Origin of the sequence: Chryseobacterium sp. sg2396, assembly GCF_042610505.1 — a bacterium.
Lineage (GTDB): Bacteria > Bacteroidota > Bacteroidia > Flavobacteriales > Weeksellaceae > Chryseobacterium.
Window position 1 is genome coordinate 21,763 of sequence record NZ_JBHGAQ010000003.1, and the last position, 21,013, is coordinate 42,775.

General features: G+C 38.7%; 20 protein-coding genes. 6 read left to right on the forward strand and 14 right to left on the reverse strand.

The features are described from left to right. Nucleotides 1–54: 54 nt before the first annotated feature. From ACED20_RS03510 to ACED20_RS03545, 8 genes are all read right to left on the reverse strand, one after another. Nucleotides 55–2,409 (reverse strand): gliding motility-associated C-terminal domain-containing protein, encoded by a 2,355-nt coding sequence (locus ACED20_RS03510; RefSeq protein ID WP_294200564.1) that lies wholly within the window; start codon nt 2,407–2,409, stop codon nt 55–57. Between the two features lie 90 nt (nt 2,410–2,499). Then, a complete protein-coding gene (locus ACED20_RS03515) occupies nt 2,500–4,590 on the reverse strand; it encodes a T9SS type B sorting domain-containing protein (protein WP_294200562.1) in 2,091 nt (696 codons plus the stop codon). Between the two features lie 30 nt (nt 4,591–4,620). Beyond that, entirely contained in the window at nt 4,621–5,268 is a 648-nt protein-coding gene (locus tag ACED20_RS03520; protein ID WP_294225200.1) for a hypothetical protein, read from the reverse strand. A 90-nt stretch (nt 5,269–5,358) separates the two neighbouring features. Continuing rightward, a complete protein-coding gene (locus tag ACED20_RS03525; protein ID WP_378103674.1) occupies nt 5,359–6,591 on the reverse strand; it encodes an MFS transporter in 1,233 nt (410 codons plus the stop codon). A 97-nt stretch (nt 6,592–6,688) separates the two neighbouring features. Next, nucleotides 6,689–7,051, reverse strand: a complete 363-nt coding sequence (locus ACED20_RS03530; RefSeq protein WP_294200559.1) for a hypothetical protein — start codon at nt 7,049–7,051, stop codon at nt 6,689–6,691. Nucleotides 7,052–7,120: 69 nt separating this feature from the next. Next, nucleotides 7,121–8,620, reverse strand: a complete 1,500-nt coding sequence (locus tag ACED20_RS03535) for a GH3 auxin-responsive promoter family protein (protein ID WP_378103519.1) — start codon at nt 8,618–8,620, stop codon at nt 7,121–7,123. 128 nt (nt 8,621–8,748) lie between these two features. Next, complete coding sequence (locus ACED20_RS03540) at nt 8,749–9,021, reverse strand: hypothetical protein (RefSeq protein ID WP_294318128.1); 273 nt, start codon at nt 9,019–9,021, stop codon at nt 8,749–8,751. A gap of 269 nt (nt 9,022–9,290) precedes the next feature. Further along, nucleotides 9,291–9,683 (reverse strand): hypothetical protein, encoded by a 393-nt coding sequence (locus tag ACED20_RS03545; RefSeq protein WP_294200555.1) that lies wholly within the window; start codon nt 9,681–9,683, stop codon nt 9,291–9,293. Nucleotides 9,684–9,928: 245 nt separating this feature from the next. Here ACED20_RS03545 and mfd point away from each other — a divergent pair, with 245 nt between their 5' ends. The 4 genes from mfd to pth all read left to right on the forward strand — a co-directional run bounded on the left by mfd (nt 9,929) and on the right by pth (nt 16,070). Then, the gene (gene mfd / locus ACED20_RS03550; protein WP_294200553.1) at nt 9,929–13,300 is read left to right on the forward strand and encodes a transcription-repair coupling factor; all 3,372 of its coding nucleotides are present in this window, start codon (nt 9,929–9,931) and stop codon (nt 13,298–13,300) included. A gap of 227 nt (nt 13,301–13,527) precedes the next feature. Further along, nucleotides 13,528–14,379 (forward strand): hypothetical protein, encoded by an 852-nt coding sequence (locus ACED20_RS03555; RefSeq protein ID WP_294239463.1) that lies wholly within the window; start codon nt 13,528–13,530, stop codon nt 14,377–14,379. 102 nt (nt 14,380–14,481) lie between these two features. Beyond that, nucleotides 14,482–15,420, forward strand: coding sequence for a hypothetical protein (locus tag ACED20_RS03560; protein ID WP_294200549.1), 939 nt, complete (start codon nt 14,482–14,484; stop codon nt 15,418–15,420). Nucleotides 15,421–15,506: 86 nt separating this feature from the next. Further along, on the forward strand, nt 15,507–16,070 hold the full coding sequence (pth, locus tag ACED20_RS03565) for an aminoacyl-tRNA hydrolase (RefSeq protein WP_294239465.1): 564 nt from the start codon (nt 15,507–15,509) through the stop codon (nt 16,068–16,070). 40 nt (nt 16,071–16,110) lie between these two features. Here the strand turns inward: pth and ACED20_RS03570 are convergent, their stop codons facing one another. From ACED20_RS03570 to ACED20_RS03595, 6 genes are all read right to left on the reverse strand, one after another. Continuing rightward, nucleotides 16,111–16,536, reverse strand: a complete 426-nt coding sequence (locus ACED20_RS03570; RefSeq protein WP_294239467.1) for a hypothetical protein — start codon at nt 16,534–16,536, stop codon at nt 16,111–16,113. A gap of 75 nt (nt 16,537–16,611) precedes the next feature. Then, nucleotides 16,612–17,481 (reverse strand): hypothetical protein, encoded by an 870-nt coding sequence (locus tag ACED20_RS03575; protein WP_378103524.1) that lies wholly within the window; start codon nt 17,479–17,481, stop codon nt 16,612–16,614. A 218-nt stretch (nt 17,482–17,699) separates the two neighbouring features. Then, nucleotides 17,700–18,056: a hypothetical protein gene (locus ACED20_RS03580; RefSeq protein WP_378103526.1), complete on the reverse strand. Its 357-nt coding sequence runs from the start codon at nt 18,054–18,056 to the stop codon at nt 17,700–17,702. After that, nucleotides 18,028–18,291, reverse strand: a complete 264-nt coding sequence (locus ACED20_RS03585) for a hypothetical protein (protein ID WP_294240411.1) — start codon at nt 18,289–18,291, stop codon at nt 18,028–18,030. The genes ACED20_RS03580 and ACED20_RS03585 overlap by 29 nt, the downstream gene beginning before the upstream one ends. Nucleotides 18,292–18,346: 55 nt before the next feature. After that, the gene (locus tag ACED20_RS03590) at nt 18,347–18,607 is read right to left on the reverse strand and encodes a hypothetical protein (RefSeq protein ID WP_378103528.1); all 261 of its coding nucleotides are present in this window, start codon (nt 18,605–18,607) and stop codon (nt 18,347–18,349) included. After that, nucleotides 18,600–19,514 carry an IS1595 family transposase gene (locus ACED20_RS03595; RefSeq protein ID WP_378103530.1) on the reverse strand — a complete coding sequence of 305 codons (915 nt, stop codon included), beginning with the start codon at nt 19,512–19,514 and terminating at the stop codon, nt 18,600–18,602. The genes ACED20_RS03590 and ACED20_RS03595 overlap by 8 nt, the downstream gene beginning before the upstream one ends. Nucleotides 19,515–19,910: 396 nt before the next feature. On the opposite strand from ACED20_RS03595, the gene ACED20_RS03600 reads away from it, so the two are divergent. Continuing rightward, nucleotides 19,911–20,519: a hypothetical protein gene (locus tag ACED20_RS03600; protein ID WP_378103532.1), complete on the forward strand. Its 609-nt coding sequence runs from the start codon at nt 19,911–19,913 to the stop codon at nt 20,517–20,519. 25 nt (nt 20,520–20,544) lie between these two features. Then, entirely contained in the window at nt 20,545–20,904 is a 360-nt protein-coding gene (locus tag ACED20_RS03605; RefSeq protein ID WP_378103534.1) for a hypothetical protein, read from the forward strand. The last annotated feature ends 109 nt before the right edge of the window (nt 20,905–21,013 follow it).

Here is a 21,013-nt window from a genome sequence, read left to right on the forward strand (position 1 = left end):
AAAAATCACCCCAAAATGAGGTGATTCGTTTAGTTGAAATTAAATAAATTTCTTTTAGTTGATATTTTTTACCAATACCCATCCGCTGTATTTGGTTTCGGTATTGTTTTTATCATTTTCATTCCATGTAATCGTGTACCAGTAAGTTCCGGTTACGATTTTTTTACCGTTGGAAGTTCCGTCCCAGGTATAATTTCTGATTTTATCCGCTTTATAGATCATGTTTCCATATCGGTCATAAACTGTGAAAACAAGGTTTTTCTTATAAGCCAAAGCTGAATAATCGATATAATCGTTTTTGTTATCCCCATTCGGTGTAATGGCATTCAGAAGGTTTGGAACCGTTACCTGAACACTGATCGGATTACAATTGTAAGAATCTCTTACGTATACCTTGTTTTCGCCTCTCGGAAGACCTGTGAAAACATTAGAATCCTGCCAGTTGGTACCGTCCAGTGAATATTGATAAGGGCCTTTGCCACCGTTAGCCGTTATGGTGAATGAATCATTATTGATTTCAATGTTGGTAATTACAGGCTGAGCCGAAGCATTTACTTTCACTTCCTGCAGTGTCCAGCATTTTCCTGTTTTCAGTTTTACCCAATACGCTCCGGCTGCAACATTCGTAATCGATGGGGTCGTTGCACCGGTGCTCCATTCGTAAGCATCAAATCCCGGACCTGCATCCAGTGTTGTTTTATTTTCAATACAGATAATTTTATCTTTCAAAACGTTTGACTTTACAGGAGGCAGAACTTTCAGGCTAATTTTGGCAATTCCATAACAGTTTTGTATGCTGGTCACCCTTACATAGACAACGCCTGTTGTTGAGATATAAGCAGCCGCGTTTAAGATTTCATTGGTTCCCGCAAGAGCATCGGCCATGGTCTTGAAATATTTTTTTGTAACGCTGGTCTGAGAAGTTACATTTACCTGGGTCAGGTTGAATGCAGCACTGGTGATATTGGATTCAATGTAACATTCTTCCACGCTGGCATCATTTACGGCCACTGCAGGATAAAACTCCAGTTTGATCTGGTTGTATCCCGTACAACCCTGCGGTGTTCTTACTTTTACATATACTGTTTTTGGTGCAGCAGAAGTGTAAGTTGCAGGATTGGTAATTTCATTGGTTCCTGCATTCAAATCAACAATCGTAGGATAATACTTTTTCGTAATGTTGGTAGACGTAGGATAAACGTCGGGTGCCGTCAAATCGAAAACTCCGGTTCCTGCATTGTTATTGTTACAAGCATTTACGGTAGCCGGAACTACAGTAAGAGGCGGAAGGAACTGTAAGGTAATTTCCCCGGTTCCTACGCATCCTTCACTCGTAACAATTTTCACATATACCTTTTTAGGAGCAGATGCGTATGATGAAGGTGTGGTGATCTGATTGGTTCCCGCATTAAGATCTGCCATGGTCGGATAATACGTTTTCGTAACATTGGTTGGGCCGTAAACGTTTGCCGAATTCAGATCGAAATAACCGATACCGGTATCATCATAATTGCATGCCGTTATCGTTGCATTGTTAACCACAATATTCCCTGATCTGAATTTGAATTTCCCGATCTGGAAGCAGCCGTTTACAGGATTGTTAGGATTTGCGGGATCAGTATATTTGAGTCTGTAATAATAAATGGTAGTTGCATTTACCATAATTGGCGTGGTAATCGGCGCATTTCCTGTGATCGCATCGTTACTGTTTAAGTGATAAGTTACGGTAAAATTCGGATTACCATTGATGATCCCTGTTGATAATGTACTGAAGTCGAACATGGTTGGCAATGCACATTTCAGGATCTCATTCGGATCAGCCGGATTTGCAGCCGGTGCTCCCGGTGTAATGAACGGGTTCGGCGTCAATGCAGGGTCAGTGAAAGCAGATGTCAGTGAAGCAGTACCTCCCCAGGTTAGTGAAAAAGGTATGGATGCATTGGCGCCGGACCAGTTGTCTACAATAAGATAATAGGTTTCGCCAGCTATCACATTCATTGCAGGGCTCCATGCACCGCTTGTTGCAGGGAGACCGAGCTGTAATCCCGTCTGGTTGGGTGCCGGTTGTCCGGGTGCATAATTACATCGTATCGGAGCACCTTTAGTTCCGCAGGTTACGTTCGGTCCATATACTGCAAAATCATAATCAGCATTATAAGGCGCCGAAGGAGAAATAGTAAACGTTAACGTTCCGGATGTAGCAATCGTGAACTGGTACCATACGGAATAATGCTCATTTCCGCTTAAACAGCTTCCGTTTGCGCTTACCTGATCGTCCACGGTTCCCGAGCCTGTAGGAAAATAAGAAATATCTGAATTTCCGCACACAGGGATTGCCGACACACAATCTGATTGTGAGAACAGCAATTGCGACAGAAATAAGACAGTCAGAAGTATTAGTTTCTTCATGATAACTGATTTTTATATGATTAACTTTCTTTTATTAAATGTGAAAAAACCGCTTTTACCAAGCGGTTTTTTTCTACTGTCAATAGGTTTTTATTCTCTGTTCTTTACCATTACCCATCCGGAGAATTTAAATGGTGTATTCTTTTTATCGTTTTCGTTCCACTCTACGGAATACCAGTATGTTCCGGTAGGGACTTTTTTACCTAAGGTTGTTCCGTCCCATTTGTAGCCGTTGGATTTGTCGGCCTGTCCTACTTTTGTGCCGTACCTGTCATAGATCGTCAAGACTAAGCCTTTCTTACCGGCGAGTGCGGAATAATCAATCACATCATTCACCCCGTCGCCGTTTGGCGTAATAACATTGACTAAGTTAGGAACTATTACCGTTACTGTAATAGGGTCACAGTCATAATCATCTTTTACATAAATCGTATTGTCGCCTCTCGGAACATTGTTGAATACATTAGAGTCCTGCCATTTAATTCCATCTATCGAGTATTTATACGGTGGTGTCCCTCCGGCAACATTTACGGTTACCGTATTGTTGGTAATATCGATGTTTGATATAACAGGCTGCTCGGAAGGGTAAACTTTTACTGTCTGTCTTGTGGTACATTCTCCTGTTTTGAGGTCTACCCAATAAGTTCCTACCGATACATTGTTGATGCTCTGAGATGTTGCTCCGGTGCTCCATTTGTAAGAAGTGAATCCAGGCCCTGCATCCAGCGTGGTAGTATCTTCCATACAGATGATTTTATCTTCCAGCAGGCTGGAATAAACAGGAGGAAGAACAACCAGTGTCACTTTCGCTACGGTATAACATCCGTTGGAGTTGGTTACCCTAACGAAAACCACGCCATTAGGAGAAACAAAAGGTGAAGGCGTTAATATTTCGTTTGTTCCGGCTATGGCATCCGTTAAAGACGGATAATATTTTTTGGTTGCCTGTTGAGAGGTTACCGGTGCAGAAGTTAGGTCAAATGCTGCGGTTGCAGGGTTTGATGCAATATAGCATGATCTTAGTGTAGCGTTCTGAACGATAACCACAGGAAAGAAGTTCAATGTAATCTTTGCAATATCCGAACATCCCAGATTGGTTGTTACTTTTGCGTATACATCGCCGCTTGCTGAAACATAAGCCCACGGGTTGGTAATTTCATTGGTTCCGTTATTTGCATCCGCAATCGTAGGATAATACTTCGTAGTGTACGTATACGCCGGATTTGGCGTGTATAACGTTGTTGTGGTCAGATTAAACGTGGCAACTCCGTTATTATTGTTGTTACACTCTGTCAGACTTGCATTTATTGTTTTAAACGTAACGTCTTTAAATTTAAAGGCATTGATATTAAAACATTTATTCGTCGGATTATTAGGATTCGAAGGGTCCTGATAACGGATGGCGTAATAATATGTATCTGTGGTGTTTACGACGATCGGTGCAGTAATTGCGTTTGTATCGGATAAAGCATCGTTGGAGGTTCTGTAATACTTTACAAAGAAATTCGGATTGCCGTTAATGATATTGGCGCTGTTGCTCTGGAAATTGTATAATGCTGTGATATCACAGGTCTCTATAAGTCTTGGGCTGGATGCAGTCGCTCCGGGAATTCCAATCGGATTAAACGGATTAGGCTGAATCGCAGGATCATTAAATGGTGAGGTTAATGTAGCGGTACCTCCCCAGGTTAATGAGAAAGCCAATGCGGCATTAGCCCCGGACCAGTTGTCTACGATAAGATAATAAGATTCGCCTGCTGTAACATTCAATGCAGGACTCCATGCACCGGAATTAGCTGTAAGGCCGATTTGTAATCCTGTCTGGTTAGGAGCTGCCTGTACGCCTGCGTAATTACATCGTATTGGCGCTCCCTTGGTAGCACACGTTTTATTAGGTCCGTACACAGCGAAATCATAATCGGCATTATAAGGCGCCGAAGGAGAAATGGTAAACGTTAACGTTCCGGACGTAGCTACTGTAAACTGATACCATACGGAATAATGCTCGTTTGCGCTTAAGCAGCTTCCATTAGCATTTACCTGATCGTCTATGATTCCCGGGCCTGTAGGGAAATAAGAGATGTCTGAATTTCCACACACAGGAATAGCCGAAACGCAATCGGACTGTGCAAAGAAAATTTGTGAAAGAACGAGTAGTAATATAAGGTAGATTTTCTTCATAATGATATAGTTTATCTTAATTATGATAAATTATTTAATAATGGAAAGATAGTATTCTATATCTTCCTTCCCCCAGTTTGGATCCAGACTGGATTTTTTGCTATAAGTTTTAAATTTTCCTGATGCTGAATTGAAATATTTTTTTGCCAATTCTTTATCTCCTCCATTGAATGCAATTTCTCCTTTAATTACATCAATTCTTGGATTATTCTTATCTGCGGATGCTGCCTTAGTCAGATATTCATTTGCCTTGGCTAAGTTATCTGCACTACCGGTTGGATTATTTGATGATTTTAATACGTAAATTTGGGACAGAAGAATATTTGCTTCCGCATTATTAGGATTTTTTACAAATATTCCACCAATGTATTTTTCCGCTAACGCCGAAGTTTCATCAATGTTTTGTACGTTGCCTTCCCGCTGAGAGGTAATCTGACCTCTGATTATTGACAAAGCGGTATAATAATAAGCTCGCCAGTCTTCTTTTTTTGTTTGGGTACCTCTGGCAAGATTATTAACATAAGTAGCAAAATAATCCCTTGATTGCTGGAAGTCTTCAGTTTTTTTTGCAGACTCCAACTTAGTGATCTGATTTGCTAGGCCTTTTTCATCAGACGATTGAGCAAAAATGCATGTACCCACGGCTAATGAAAAGAAAATAAATAGTTGTTTTATCATGATATAGAATATTTTACACACAAATATAAAAAAATATTAACCTTAATTTAAAACTTTTAAGATTAATTTAATAAAATTGCTTATATTGTCTTAATATTGCATTTTTCTTAGTTTGGGATTTGTACTTCCCACAACCAGTGCGATTAGCACTGTCATGGTACCTCCAAAAATCACCGAACGTACAACTCCTAAAAGTTTCGCGGAAAGCCCGCTTTCAAACTGTCCCATTTCGTTGCTGGACATAATGAATATGGAGTTTACACTCATCACACGCCCCCTGATATTGTCCGGGGTTTTCAGCTGGACGATGGTTCCTCTGATCACCACCGAAATTCCGTCCAGCATGCCGCTCATCACGAGGAACATAAAAGAAATCCAATACCAGGTCGACAGCCCGAAACCGATGATGCAGAGTCCAAAGCCTGTTACCACGGCCAGTAAAATCTTCCCTTGGTTTTTTCTTAATGGAACGACCGACAGAATGGTGATGATGCACATCGATCCGATATCGGATGCCGCATTCAGTAGTCCGAAACCTTCTGCTCCTACTTTCAGAATGTCGGTGGCATAGACCGGAATCATCGCAACGGCACCCCCAAAAAGGACGGCAAACATATCCAGGCAAAGCGCTCCCAGAATTTCTTTAGTCTTAAAAATGTAAGAAATTCCTTCCCGCATACTGTCCATAACGTTAATATTCTCTTTTTTGTATTCCGAATGCTGTTTTTTTAACTGAAAAAAGAATAGAGAGGCTAAAAAGATCAGGGAAATAATAACCACCAATGTCCATTTGATCCCGAAATAACCGATCAGGAACCCGCCCACGGCATGTCCGCAGACCGATGAAATCAGAAAAGTGGCCTGATTTAAGGTAACGGCGTTCGGAAGGTTATCTTTTTTTACGATCTTAGGAATCATCACCGGAATGATCGGCCCGATGAATGCCCTTGCAATGCCTGTAAAGAAAATGACGCCGTAAATAAAGTAAGTGATCTGATGTCCTGTAAAATGCATTCTGATATCCAGGAATGCGGGAATCAGCAGTAGGCCGATCAGGAAAATATAAGCATAATTGCAGATTAGCAATAACTTTTTCTTCTCATTCATATCGATGACGTGACCCGCGTATAATGCACAGCTAACAGCTGGAATAACCTCTGAAAGACCGATGAGGCCGATAGAAAAAGGATCTTTGGTTAATTGGTATACCCACCATCCGAGTAATGTAGCGAGCATTCTGAAGGCAAGGACAATAAAAAATCTTCCTGTAAGGAGGTTCCTGAATTCGACATTTTTCAACGTCTGTAACGGGGTAAACGACATCATCCGACAAAAATAGCCTCAAATATTGATTTGAAGCTACTGTTATAATCATTTTTTAAATGAAAAATTAAATGAAGACCAAAAGATAAAATCTATTTTAGTCCGCTCTCGAAGCACTGAATACCAACGCAGCCACTCCGGCAGCACCGATAACGACTGCACCTGTAGCCATTCCTGCTTTTCTGCTGTCCCTTACCGCTGCCACATTAGCTTTAGGAATCGTTACAACTGTACTGTCTTTTCTGCCTGCAGTTCCGATCAGGTTATCTCCTTCCACATTGCGGAATAACATTTTCTGATTTTTGGAACCATCCCTCATCATTACCGTATACATTTTTCCTGCCTGAAGATTGGAGTAATCGTTTTTAGCAGTATCCATACTATATTTGGTAGTAGCGCAGGAAGAAATTACAAATAAGGATGTCAATAAAGATGATTTTAAAAGTACAGATGCTTTCATTATAATTTTTTAGTTTTCCAAATTTATAATTTTTTTCCAATATACGTTTCCGGAATTGAAAAAATGTAATTAAAGTTTATATATTTCCAATAAATCCGCGATTTTTCTATCATTGGCCAGTCTTGGTATTTTATTCTGCCCGCCGAGTTTGCCCTGCGATTTTGCATATTCCTGAAAAGCATTTTTCTGCAGGCTGGTGACAAGAAGCTGCTGAAGGATATTCCCGGAAATCAGATCATCATAATACGTATTACGTCTTCTAAGCTGATTATCCAATTCTACTCTGAAAAAGTCCGTATTTTCGGGCTCTTTTTCAAATTCGATAAACCATTCGTGATAGGGAAGTCCTTCGGTGGGGTTTACCTGTGGTGCAAGATGGAATTCCGTAATCTGGGCGGGATATTTTTCCAGGGTTGCTTTCATTGCTTCTTCCACTTCGAATGCAATCACATGTTCTCCAAATGCAGAGGTAAAATGTTTCGTTCTTCCGCTTACCAGGATCCGGTAAGGTTTTTTATCAATAAATCTCACCACATCGCCGATAGAATAGGCCCAGAGTCCGGAATTGGTCGTCAGGATCAGGGCGTAATCTTTATTAAGTTCCACTTCTTTCAGGGTCAGGCGTCTTGCTTCCGGTTTCCCATATTCTTCCAAAGGAATAAATTCATAGAAAATCCCCTGATTGGTCAGCAACAGCAATCCTTCTTTCGTATAGTCATCCTGGAATGCAAAAAATCCTTCCGAAGCAGGAAATGTCTGGACAATATCTACAGGTCTGCCCAGCAATTCTTCCATCTTGTCGCGGTACGGTTCGTAATTGACACCACCGGTTACGATAAGCTGAAGATTAGGGAAAATCTGTTTGATTTTTTTACCATGCTTTTCCGTAAGTTTTTCAAAATACATAATCAGCCATGGTGGAATACCGGAGATCAGGGTCATGTTTTCTTTTTCCGTTTCCTCCACGATTTTATCCACTTTGGCTTCCCAATCTTCCATCATATTGGTTTGCCAGCTCGGAAGCCTGTTTTTCTGTAAGTATTTTGGGATATGGTGGGCGACGATCCCGGAAAGCCGTCCGGTTTTGATTCCGAAAACCTCTTCCAGTTCAGGGCTGCCCTGAAGAAAAATCATTTTTCCGTTTACGAAATCGGCATTGTTTTTTTTAGCAATATAATGGAAGAGTGCACTTTGAGCTCCTTTTACCTGAAAAGATATTCCTTCTTTGGAAATGGGGATATATTTGGAACCTGAGGTTGTGCCTGAAGTTTTGGCAAAATATTCGGGAACATCAGTCCAGAGGATATTGGCCTGGCCTCTTTTGACCCTTTCGATATAAGGTTTCAGGTCTTCATAATCACCTACTTTTACACGGTCCTGGAAATCTTTTACCGATCTGATGTTTTCAAAATCGTGCTCCCTTCCGAAAAGAGTCTTTTTAGCAGCAGACGTTAGAGACAGCAGCAGGGCCTCTTGGTCCCGCTCTGCATGGTTCTTGAATTCTTCTGCATTCCGGACGTGCTCTTTCGACCAGAGCAAAGCTGCTTTTTTCTTTAGGAAATTTAACATGCATCAAATTTATAAATAACTGAAGAATTGTATGCTAATTTTCACAAAATAAGGCACAAAAAAACCGATGAATGAGTAATGCATCGGTCTTCGAAATTTGATTATGAAAATAACAACTATAATGTTGATTACTTATTGGCTTTATACCTTTTATCAGGAGTTCCGTCCTTTTTAAGGTTTTTATTCTCCTTGTATCTTTTATCGGGAGTTCCGTCTTTCTTCAGCTTCATTCCGGAAGGGGCAGCAGCAGGTTTTGTGGTTGCTGCCGGAGTAACCTGTTTGGCGGATTTAACCGGCTTTACTGTTTTAACAGTTTGAGTTTTCGCGGCCGGAGCAGTTTGCTGAGCCGTTGCAAGTCCAAGTCCTAAAACAACAGACATTGCGGTTAAAAATTTTTTCATAGTGGATACGTTTTGTTTTTTTCGTTGATTCAAAGTTATACAAAAAACAGACTGAAACCCCTCGTTTTTTAAACTTAACTAAAGTTTATCACTGCTTAAAAAAAGATTAAATCGCGGTATCCGGATTTTCATTAATTAGCTGAAGCTTTTACAAAAGCGAATAAATGATGCAAATTAGAAGTTTATACTTCCGATGATTATGGATTAAAAACAAAACCTGCTCCTCCCCGTAAGGAAAAGCAGGCCCTAACATATGTATGAAAAGCTGATTAACGGGTAGCGTTGGCCGTCCACGTTTTTCCATCCTTATTGTAGTAAATTTTCAGTTCGTTATTATCGATTCTGATGTAAGAGGTAGTGTTTGATCCTACCATTACCAAAGTATTGTCGCCCTGTTGGGTAAATTCAATCCCGTTCAGGTCCGGAATGCTGTTTGAAAAGGCAAAGTTGTATTTCGTTCCGCTGGCGATCTTCGTTACAAAAACACTTCCGTCATTCGTACTGATGTTATTTCCGTCCCCGTTGTACGAAATGCTTCCTTTGTAAGTTCCTGCGAAGAAATCATTGTTTGCCGGATCATCATCATTGCTGCATGAAGACATGGCCGTGACTGCGAAAAACGTTAGCAGGAATAATCCTAATATTCTGATTGCTTTTTTCATAATAATATTTCTTAAATGGTTTCTTAAGGCTGGTTATTCAAACAGAATGCCAGGTAAGCCACGGTTCGTTATTTTAACTTTCCGACTGGGAATTTTAGTAAAATATTAAGATTTTTCACCTGATATGAAGGAGAGTGCAGGTTGCTTTTCCTTTTAATAAAGAATATTTATCCTTATCTTTGTATGGATCAAACGATTTCGGAAACTTCCGGAATCGCTTTTGCCGTTTATACCAAAATATTTTTATGCAATTAAAAACCATCAGCGAAAAATTCCTTCCGGACCTGCTTCAGAAAGAATTCGGAAAGGAAATTTTCATTCAGCTGGAAAATCATCAGCATATCTCTGTGCAAGGCAGCGCCGGATCTTCAGTTTCCCTATTTGTGGCCGAACTTTTCCTTACGCAGAAAAAACATATCCTGTACATAGTAGATGACAAAGAAGATGCGTTATATGCCAATACGGAAATGGAAGACCTGCTCGGAAAGGAAAAGATCCTTTATTTTCCGGCAACCCATATGGAACCTTATCAGGTCGAAAAAACCCAGAATGCGAATCTTGTACTGAGAACGGAAGCCATTAATAAAATCACTTCCGAAAAATCTCCTAAAGTCATCGTAGCCTATGCAGGCGCATTATCTGAAAAAGTACTGAAGAAAGAAGATTTCAAAGCCATTTCCCATCACATCAAAGTAGGTGATCAGCTTGATTTCGATTTTGTAGACGAATTGCTGAACCATTATAATTTTCAGCAGGCGGATTTCGTTTCAGAGCCGGGCGAATTTTCCGTTCGGGGCGGGATCGTGGATGTATTTTCCTACTCCAACGAAAAACCGTACAGGATCACCTTTTTCGGAAATGAAGTGGAGAATATCAAGACCTTCGATATCGAAACGCAACTGTCCGTAGAGAAAGTAACCGAATTTCAGCTCGTTTCCAATATGAATTTTACGGTGACAGGCAGCCGTGTTTCCCTACTCCAGCTGTTGCCGAAAGGCAGCTGTGTCGTTTCCAAAAACGGGATTGTCGGCATGCAGAAGCTTAGGGTGTTTTACGAAAAAGCCCTGGAAAAGTACGATACCCTGAGTAAAGATATTTCCCACAGGACACCTCAGGAACTGTTTATTTCCGATCAGGAATTCCTGTTTGACTATAAAAAGTTTAAAACCATAGATTTCGGAGCCGTACCTATTGAAGGGCTGATCGAATTGACGGAACTGAAAATGGATCAGACCGCACAGCCTTCATTCCATAAAAATTTTGAATTGCTGATCGAAGACCTGGAAGGAAAGCAAAAGGAAGGGTTCGATACCTGGATTTCGTTTTCATCCGAGAAGCAGAAAGAAAGGCTGCAGTCTATTTTTGAAGAGCTGGAACATGAGCTTCCCTTTAAAAGTTTCACCTCGGAAATCCATGAAGGATTTGTAGACAACGGCCACAAATTCCTGTTGTATACCGATCACCAGATCTTCGACCGTTACCAGCGGTACAAAGCCAAAAATACCTTTGCCAAATCCGAACAGCTTACGTTAAAAGACCTGATGTCCCTCAAGATCGGTGATTATATTGCCCACATCGACCATGGCATCGGAAAATTCATGGGGCTGGTAAAGGTGAACAACGACGGGAAAATCCAGGAATGTTTTAAGCTTACCTATAAAAATGGCGACTTATTATATGTAAGCATCCATTCATTACACAAGATTTCCAAATACAACGGACCGGAAGGCCGCGAAATTGTGCTGAGCAAACTGGGATCGCCAACCTGGAAGTCTTTAAAACAGAAAACCAAGGCCAGGGTAAAACAGATTGCCTTTGACCTTATTAAATTATATGCCCAGCGAAAATCGGCGAAAGGCTTTTCCTATACACCGGATTCTTACCTGCAGAACGAGTTGGAAGCCAGCTTCCTGTACGAAGATACGCCGGATCAGGAGAAAGCCACCATTGATGTAAAACGCGATATGGAAGCCGACACGGTGATGGACCGCCTGGTCTGTGGGGATGTAGGTTTCGGTAAAACGGAAGTGGCGATCCGGGCGGCATTCAAAGCGGCAACAGACGGGAAGCAGGTAGCCGTGTTGGTTCCAACGACGATCCTTGCATTCCAGCATTACCGGAGCTTTAAAGACCGGTTGAAGGATTTCCCGGTAAATGTTGCTTATGTCAACCGTTTCCGAACAGCGAAACAGAAGTCGGAAACCCTGCAGGATCTTAAGAACGGAAAAGTGGATATTATTATCGGAACACACCAGCTGGCAGGAAGCTCGGTTAAATTTAAAGATTTAGGGCTGCTGATTATCGACGAGGAACATAAGTTTGGTGTTTCGGTAAAAGATAAATTAAAGACTCTCAAAGCAGATGTGGATACGCTGACATTAACGGCAACGCCGATTCCGAGAACCCTACAGTTTTCCCTTATGGCTGCAAGGGATTTATCCGTGATTAAAACGCCACCGCCGAACAGACAACCGGTAGATACGCAGCTGATCGGTTTCAGCGAAGAAATCATCCGTGATGCGGTGTCTTACGAGCTCCAGCGGGACGGACAGGTGTATTTCATCAACAACAGGGTGGAAAACCTTAAAGATATTGCCGGCCTGATCCAGCGGCTGGTTCCCGATGCAAGGGTTATTACCGGCCACGGCCAGATGGAGGGCAAGCAGCTGGAAAAAAATGTACTGGATTTTATGGAAGGTAAATATGATGTGCTCGTATCTACCACCATTGTGGAAAGTGGGGTGGATGTACCGAATGCGAATACCATCTTCATTAACGATGCCCACCGATTCGGAATGGCGGACCTTCACCAGATGAGAGGCCGGGTAGGAAGGAGCAACCGGAAGGCATTCTGCTTCCTGATTACTCCGCCTTACGATATGATGACTGCCGATGCCCGAAAACGCCTCGAAGCAATTGAGCAGTTTTCCGATCTGGGAAGCGGGTTCCAGATTGCCATGAAGGATCTTGAAATACGTGGGGCAGGGGATCTTTTAGGGGCAGAACAAAGCGGTTTCATCAACGAAATGGGTTTTGAGACTTATCAGAAGCTGATGCAGGAAGCTTTGGAGGAACTTAAAGACGATCAGGAATTCGAAAATCTTTTTGAAAATGAAGAAGACAGGAACAAACTTTTCAAGACAACCAAAGACGTCAATATCGATACGGATCTCGAATTGATGCTTCCGGACTGGTATATTTCCAATACGGAAGAAAGGCTGTTGCTGTACCAGAAACTTTCGGAGATTGATAATGAAGAAAATTTAACGAAATTTGAATCTGAACTTGTTGACCGCTTCGGCGAACTGCCAGACGAGGCAATAAACCTGCTGAAGAGTGTGAGCTTAAAATGGCTGGCTGCGGACATCGGTTTTGAGAAAATTGTTATGAAAAATGGGGTGTTTCTGGGATATTTTCCGGGAAATCCGCAAGATAAATTCTATCAGACCAGTAAATTCAGGAAGATTATCGGCTACCTTACAAAAAATCCTGCCCAAGCCCAGCTGAAGGAAAAAACAGGAAAAGAAGGCAATCAGCTGATGATGAGGAAAGATAAAGTCGGTAATGTGGATGAGGTAAATGCACTTTTGAAATCGATTCTGAAGAGTGAAGAATAAGCAGAAGATATATCGGGATTTAAAACCATCTATTTAAATTCCGATATATAATATTCAATTTCAAGTCATGGGATTTCGGGGCTTTGGATGACTTCCCTTGTCAGCAATTTCGCATTCTAAAAGCGTAAACTTTTGATTTTTTGTTTTAAGTGTGATTTATTTATGAATTTTAACTTTAAAGTAAAAGAAAATAAATTATATTTGACGGCATTAAAAATTAATAATTTATGACAAAAAAATACATTTTTTCTTCTCTGGCAGCGTTGTTCTTAGGTTTTGTAATATCCTGCGACAATACCACAGAAGATCCGCCTAATCAGAATAAAAACACTTCAGGCACCGGTACGATTACAGGACCGAGAATTCTGAGTAGGATTACCAATGGGAATAAGGATCTTGAAGAATATGTAACAAACGCGGGATTGCTCTCCATGGTATATGTACGGGATGCAGGATCTACCAATGCGACTGCTTCAACGGTCACATATACTGGGTCTGTCATCACACAGATTAAGATCCAGGATAATGCAAACCCTCACGTTACGGATAATACATATGCGCTTACCTACACAGGCGGGAAACTGTCCGCTTTTACGATGGACCAGACCATTATGGGGTCTGCCAACCATAGCGATTTTACCGTATATTATGATGCAGGAGGGATTTTATACAGAATCGTGGAAAAGAAAAAAGTAGGCGGAAGTGCTTCCTATTCTTTTTATAATGAAATGAAATTTACCTATTCTACCACCAATATTGTAAAGCTAGACTATACCAGAATGACGATGAGCGGTGGGAACCCCAACACTTCTACAGCTTCAACCACGGTATATTATTTCGATAATTATGACACCAAAGTTAATCCTTACATTACTCTACCGAAAGAATATTTCATGGTGGCTTCCACACTGTCGCAGCTTAATGCTTACATGCTTTCCAGCAACAATGTCGGGAAAATAACAGTTCAAAGCCCGGTATCCCCACAGGTGTCCTATACGAAAGGATATTTATATGATTCTCAAAATTATCCGGTTTCAGATCTTAGCCAGACCGTTAAGTATGTATATAAACCGTTGTAAGATAGAATTATCTTTTAATAGTTTTATCGTTATATGAGTAAAAAGATACTTTTTATTCAAAAAAAAATTATATTTTTGACAAAATAAATAATCCCCTTTGGAATGAAACGACTTTTTTATTTTATTTTGATCCTGGTAGGTGTTTCTTCAATTCATTCTTGTAAAGAAGTGATGGATGAAAACGGAGATCCTCTGGTGGATATCAACGGCAATTCAGGGCTTAACGGCCCGAGAGCATTATACAGGGAAATCACCGATTCAGATACATTGGCTACGTATTATTACAACGGGCTTCAGCTTACCAAGGTGGTTACCGACAGTATGAATTCCACAGCAGACATAGCATGGAGCGGAGACAAGATCAGCAGGGTGGATTTCAGGGGATTCCTGGATCTCAACGGAAACGGAAAGCTGGATAAAGACAGTATTACCTATACACAGCAGTTTACTTACGGAAGTACGGGAAGACTGGAAACGATTTCCGAAAACCGTTCTTTCTTCAAAAGAAGTATTACGGCACCTTATTCCGCTACCGCGCCGGGCCCGCAAACCCTTTATAAAAAGACAAAAGCCCTTTATGGTATAAAATATTCCGCTACAACGGCTAAACTGGATTCTATTATCATGAGGAACGGCCCGGATGTATCGGGAACACCTTTTACCTATACTTCTTATTCTAAAACAAAATATGAATATAGCGGAGATAATGTTTCTAAAGTGACCAGACTTTACGGACCGATCAGCGGAAGTACGCTAGGATCGCCTACAGTGAAATATGGATATGAGTACTCGAATTACGATACGCAGATCAATCCTTTCACATTGCTTCCAAATGTATATAAAATCTCAAGACTTTTATCAACGGACATCAATGATGTAAAAAGCTGGATCTTATCACCGAACAGCCCGACCAGGTATTCCGTTACGGATCTTATGCAGCCTGTTCCGACTCCGGTTATCTTCTCAACCAATTACAACTACGATGCGCAGACATATATGAGAAAAGGATACGGTGTAAACTATATCTACAAACCATTGTAAGAAATAATTTAAATAATATCCAAGCCCGATCTTCCGAAGATCGGGCTTTTTATTTTGAAAGTTTTAATTTTGCAAAAAATTTCGCAATGAAATACTTGATAGTCGGTCTTGGAAATAAAGGTGCCGAATACGAAAATACACGTCACAACATCGGTTTCAAGGTAGCCGATAAAATTGCCGAAACGCTGGAGGTTTCCTTCAATACTACCAATTTCGGCTGGATGGCAGACGGGAAATATAAAGGAAGAAGGGTGCTGGTGCTGAAGCCGGATACTTATATGAACCTTTCCGGGAATGCGGTACGCTACTGGATGCAGAAAGAAAATATTCCATTGGAAAATGTGCTGATCGTTACAGACGATCTGGCACTGCCTTTCGGGACATTGAGAATGAAAGGCAAAGGTTCCGATGCAGGTCATAACGGACTGAAAAACATTAATGAGGTGCTCCAGACGCAGAATTACGCACGTCTTCGCTTTGGAATCTCTGCCGATTTTTCCGAAGGCCGGCAGGTAGATTACGTGCTGGGTACATGGAATGAAGAAGAAAGCGAAAAATTGCCGGAGCGGATTGATAAATTTTCAAAAGCCAGCCTGTCGTTTGTCTTTGCAGGAATCAGCAATACAATGTCTGCATTTAACGGTAAGTAAGTAAATCAAACAAAATTAAATAACCTCCGGAAACGGAGGTTTACTGTTTATAGACGACAATATCTTTAATGATCCTGCTTTCAAAGAAGTTTTTTTCACTGACGGTAAACCTGTAATTGTGCTCCTGCTCGAAAAATTCGAGGGGAGTAACCAGGGTATCCTCAGGTTTCCATTTGATGGCTACCGTTACCTGGCCGGGAGCATCTATATCTTTATCTGAAAACCTGAATAAAGTACTTGCCAAAGGATTGTCCCGGTCTTCTTTGATGTCGGATTTTGCTTTTTTAAACGGGAGCTGCGTCATATCCTTCAACAGCAGTGAAAATTTTTTTCCGATATATTTGTCCTTATTGATTTCAAATTTTTTAGCATAGCCTAAGGTATCGCTTATGGTTTTCTGGGCTTTGGCCAGTCCTGTAAATGATGTCAGAAGAGCCGTTAAAAGTATATTGATGATGAATTTCATAGATAAGCTGTTTCTTTAATTTTTTGCCTTATCAAATGTAATAATTTAAGGCAACAATACCTATTTTACACTGGTTTAAAAATCTAGAGAAGCTTGTTCACCTCTTGGACTATGATTTATTATTTTACAGATTTTATAACTTTTATTAATATAGGTATTAACAGTTTTGTCAAAAATTTGTTTTATTTCAAGTTCTACCTCAAGCATATCCCCTTTAGAAAATTTTTCACCTTTATCTATTCTTTTATAGAAATCTGGGTCGTTAATTTTTGAAGATATTTTATGCCCTTTATAGTAAAAATCTGATTTAAGTTTTTCTTCAAAAGAAATTCTTAGAATATTTATATTTGCAAGTACTTTTATTACGTTTTCACCCTCTAAAATCTGATCTGGACTAGTTGCTAAAACTTCAAAATCACTACGTTCTACTCTTACCAAGGGATTTTCTTCACTATCAGTAATTTCGTATCCGGTTATCGATTCATCATTTTCTAATGTTTCAAAGCTTTTACTTAGTGCATCGTTAATTACATGATTATTATAAATATTTTGAACAAAATTTTCTACATAAATAACTTGCCCTTGTTCGTTTTGTATCTTAACTTTATCGCCTGTACTTTCTGTTTTTTCAGCATCCTTTCCTTTTAAAAACTTTTTCAGTTTAATTATAGATGTAAATGCACTTATTATCTTAACTGCTACCTCCATATTTTCCATGGTGAGGAGGTTTTTTAAACTTTCAATAAAAGTTTCATCTAATCCAATATGTATAAGAAAGCTTCCTTTTTCTAATGCTTTTACATTTATCTCTATTTTCTTACCACTATCTAAATTCCTATTAATTTCTTGTATGATTGTGGTTGTATGGATAAGATTATTAATCAGAATATTTGCATCTATTTCATGTTTTCTGCCGTCAAACTTAATTTTAAAATCAGTATTCACTTCTTAGTTTTGCTATAAATTTAGACTTTTATTTTATATTGCAGTATTTTTTTAATCTCAAAATCAATCCTTTTGTGTTTATAATCTATTGTTTTTAAATTTGTTAAAATTTATAAATATGGAACAAAAAGAAATATACGACCTAATTATGGAATTAGGAGTTTTAGTACCAGATAACCATATTTGGTCAAATGACTTAAGACAAAGGTTTGATAAGATTACTTCCTACCTTTCTTCTTATTAGATACATTTCGATCATAAGGAGGCTTATTAGTTGGTTGTAATGAGATGTTTTCTTGGTTTGCTCTATTTCTGATAGAATCTACTGATCTTCCTAGTTTAAGTCCAATGATTCCTGTTGGTGTATTCCCATTAGCTAGATCTTTAAGCTTTTGCAAATCTTCTGAAGTCCAAGTTTTCCCGTGATTTTTAGGTTGTTTATCTGTCATAATCAAAGTTTTAACTAAGATAACAAATTTATTTACAGGTAAATGCGGTTTTCCGTAAAATAAAGATCCTTGACTTTGGTTAAGGATTTTTTCTTTTTTAATGTATAGATTTGAATACTTTTGCACTATCGCAAACTAAGTGCGTAAAATAAGATTTCTGTCCTGTCTTCTGTTCTGTAAATATTTCTGATTCAAATCTTATCTTTAGGTCCCAAACATCCCATTTCATCATTCCAACTTCGTAAGGATTAAAAGTACATTTTACTTCAAAGTGCTGTTTTTTCTTATCACCTTCAAATTCTACGACAATGCTGCTTGCATTCTCTTGTACATCTTCCCGGATAGTTGCTCTAAGTTTCATAAGGTAACTTTTTTCAAAACTAATAGAGTAATACGACAAAACTCGTCGTATTTTTTTAATCTTTAAATTTCCTTGCTTTTAAAAGAGCCCTATTAAAATCTGATAACTCTTCTTGTCTTCTACCTTTCTCAATATTCTCTATTGTTGCAGTTGGTTTATACTCTCCGTCAATCGGCAGTGTTAGCCCGATAACTTCAGATAAATCTTCATTTAAAAGTTTTGATACATCTTCAATGCTGAAATAATTTTCACCTTCAAACTGAACTTTTCTTATTTCTTTGTTTTCTAATAATTGTTTTTTATCTAGTCTAAGCATTCATTAAATCTTTATAACGTGTTCTTGTGTCAGAGTTCAAAAGTAAGTAATTAAATCGAACTCCTGCTTCCATTGTTCTTGTATTGAAACGGAAAACAAATTCATCTACGTATATTTGAAGATACTTTTTTGATACTGAATTGTACATATCTCTAAGGCTATTTTTCATTATTTTCCAGGCTGATTCAATGCCATTAGTATGAATATAACTATCATGTACTCTTTCTTTATAATCCTTTACAACATAATGATTGTATTCAGGCATATTTCTGTATCCTTTCCAATCATCAGTGATAAATAGTGTATCTGGTTTAACATACTTTCTTATTACAGGTTGTATTTCTCCTCTCGAAGTATTTTTTGTTACAACGGCCGTTAATTTTCCATCTCTTTGAAGAAGTCCCAGTACTGGTGTTTTATCTACACATGCTCGTCCTTGGCTATTCTTGATCTTTTTGTCTTTGTGGCGGTTTTTATTTAGTCCGCCATAAAAACTTTCATCAGCTTCAACTACACCGTCTAAATCATTATAGTTTTCAATTCCGAAACATTTTCTAATACGTTGCAGCATAAACCAAGCAGTTTTTTGACTAATTCCTAAGTCTCTTCCAAGTTGTGCGGAAGAGATTCCTTTTTTATGACTAGTCACTAAATAAATAGCACAAAACCATAAAGGTAATCCTACTTTAGTTCCACCAAACATCGTACCTGTAATAACTGTAAAATACTTACCGCTATTCTTACATTTATACTTTCCTCCTTTACACTTGTAGACCTTAGAATTTTCATCAAATGGACTTACCGGAACACCTTGCCAATAAAGCTCTTCTAAGTGCGCAATACATTTATCCTCTGTTGAGAATACTTGCATTACTTCTACGATCGAATTAAATTTTCCGTTAAACATTTTGCTTTCTTTTTTCTCCTTAAACATAGTCAAATACCACACCAAACCATTAAATTGGTGTAATGATCGACTACCTTTTTTCCTCTGCTTTTACAAAGCTAAGGTGGAATTAAGCGATATGCAAAAGGGTTGATTTTCATATTAAAATTCTTTATATATTTGTAATTCAAACTTTATCGAAACAAAGCGTTAGCTGTTTATACTACCTCGTGGAATCTGGTAAATTCAAAAAATAGGTATAGATAAATTAGCGAATGCTCATGCTATATGGCGTGGGCTTTCCTGTTTATTTACCTATTGGCTTACCAGAGCCCCACGAGAGATAAATACGGTTTAGTCCCACGCTTTATGTATTTATAACCATCACTTTGGGGCTAGTGATATAAACAAATCACTATGAAAAAATTTTTTCTTCTAGTATTGATGGTAAGTCTCTTATCATCTTGCAAAAAACAAGACTATGTTTCAACTCCAGATAATGAGTACATAGATACCCTAACATTAGGAAAAGAGATAGAACAAGAGTTTAAAGAAAACCCACCACAAAAATTTGTCGAAACTGAAATATCTTATCCAAATGAGCTCGATGAGCCGATAAAAAATATAAAAGAAGCTACTGAACATGCAAATAATTATTCCAAAGCTCAGATTGAAAAAGGAGAAGAAGCTATGCGACAGGTCAATGAGAGCCATCGTAAAATGAACGAAGAATACGAACGCTCTAAAATGCTTCAAAGTATACCCTCATCTCAAGAGATCAACGAATATTCTCCTTTACCATCATACGATAGGGAGGAAACTAAAGCTCTTAGGTATGTAAATTCTATAAAAGAAAAATCTTCTAATAATAATAGCTCTGATGATGTTCGTGTTAGAAGTTACATTAAATCTAATGGAACCTATGTTGAACCTCACATGAGAACCGCTCCTAATCAAACCACTTACGATAATTACTCCACTTCTCCAAACATTAATCCATATACGGGAAAAGTTGGAACTAAATAATTACTAACTTTGAAAAAATCTAAAAATGAATATACCTCAAGATAAAATCAATAGTTTTGCAATTAATTATAACTTAGTAAATAGGAGTCTTGCTGAAAAATATGTATCAGATATAGAGGTAAAATCAAAAGACCTGAATAAAGATGAGCTTATAATTCTTATATCTGAATATAAACTGAATCTATCTAATAATTTTGAAAAAAATATAAGCATTGTCTCAGAAGAATTAAAAATTGATTTTAATGTAATGGTAGAAAATCCACTTATTAAAGGAAATCAAATACTACTTAAAGATGCCGTAATTGTCATTATAGTGGCCCCTATTACAAAAAGTATAATAAAAGCCTATGAGGAAAAAACTAAAGCTATATTAGATTCTCTTTAGATAATGATTGAAGTAAATTTTGTAATATTTTTTCTTGTTCAGCACTTGTCCCTAAACATATTGTTACATTAGAATTATTAGTTTTTAATATTAAGTTCATACCCTCAAT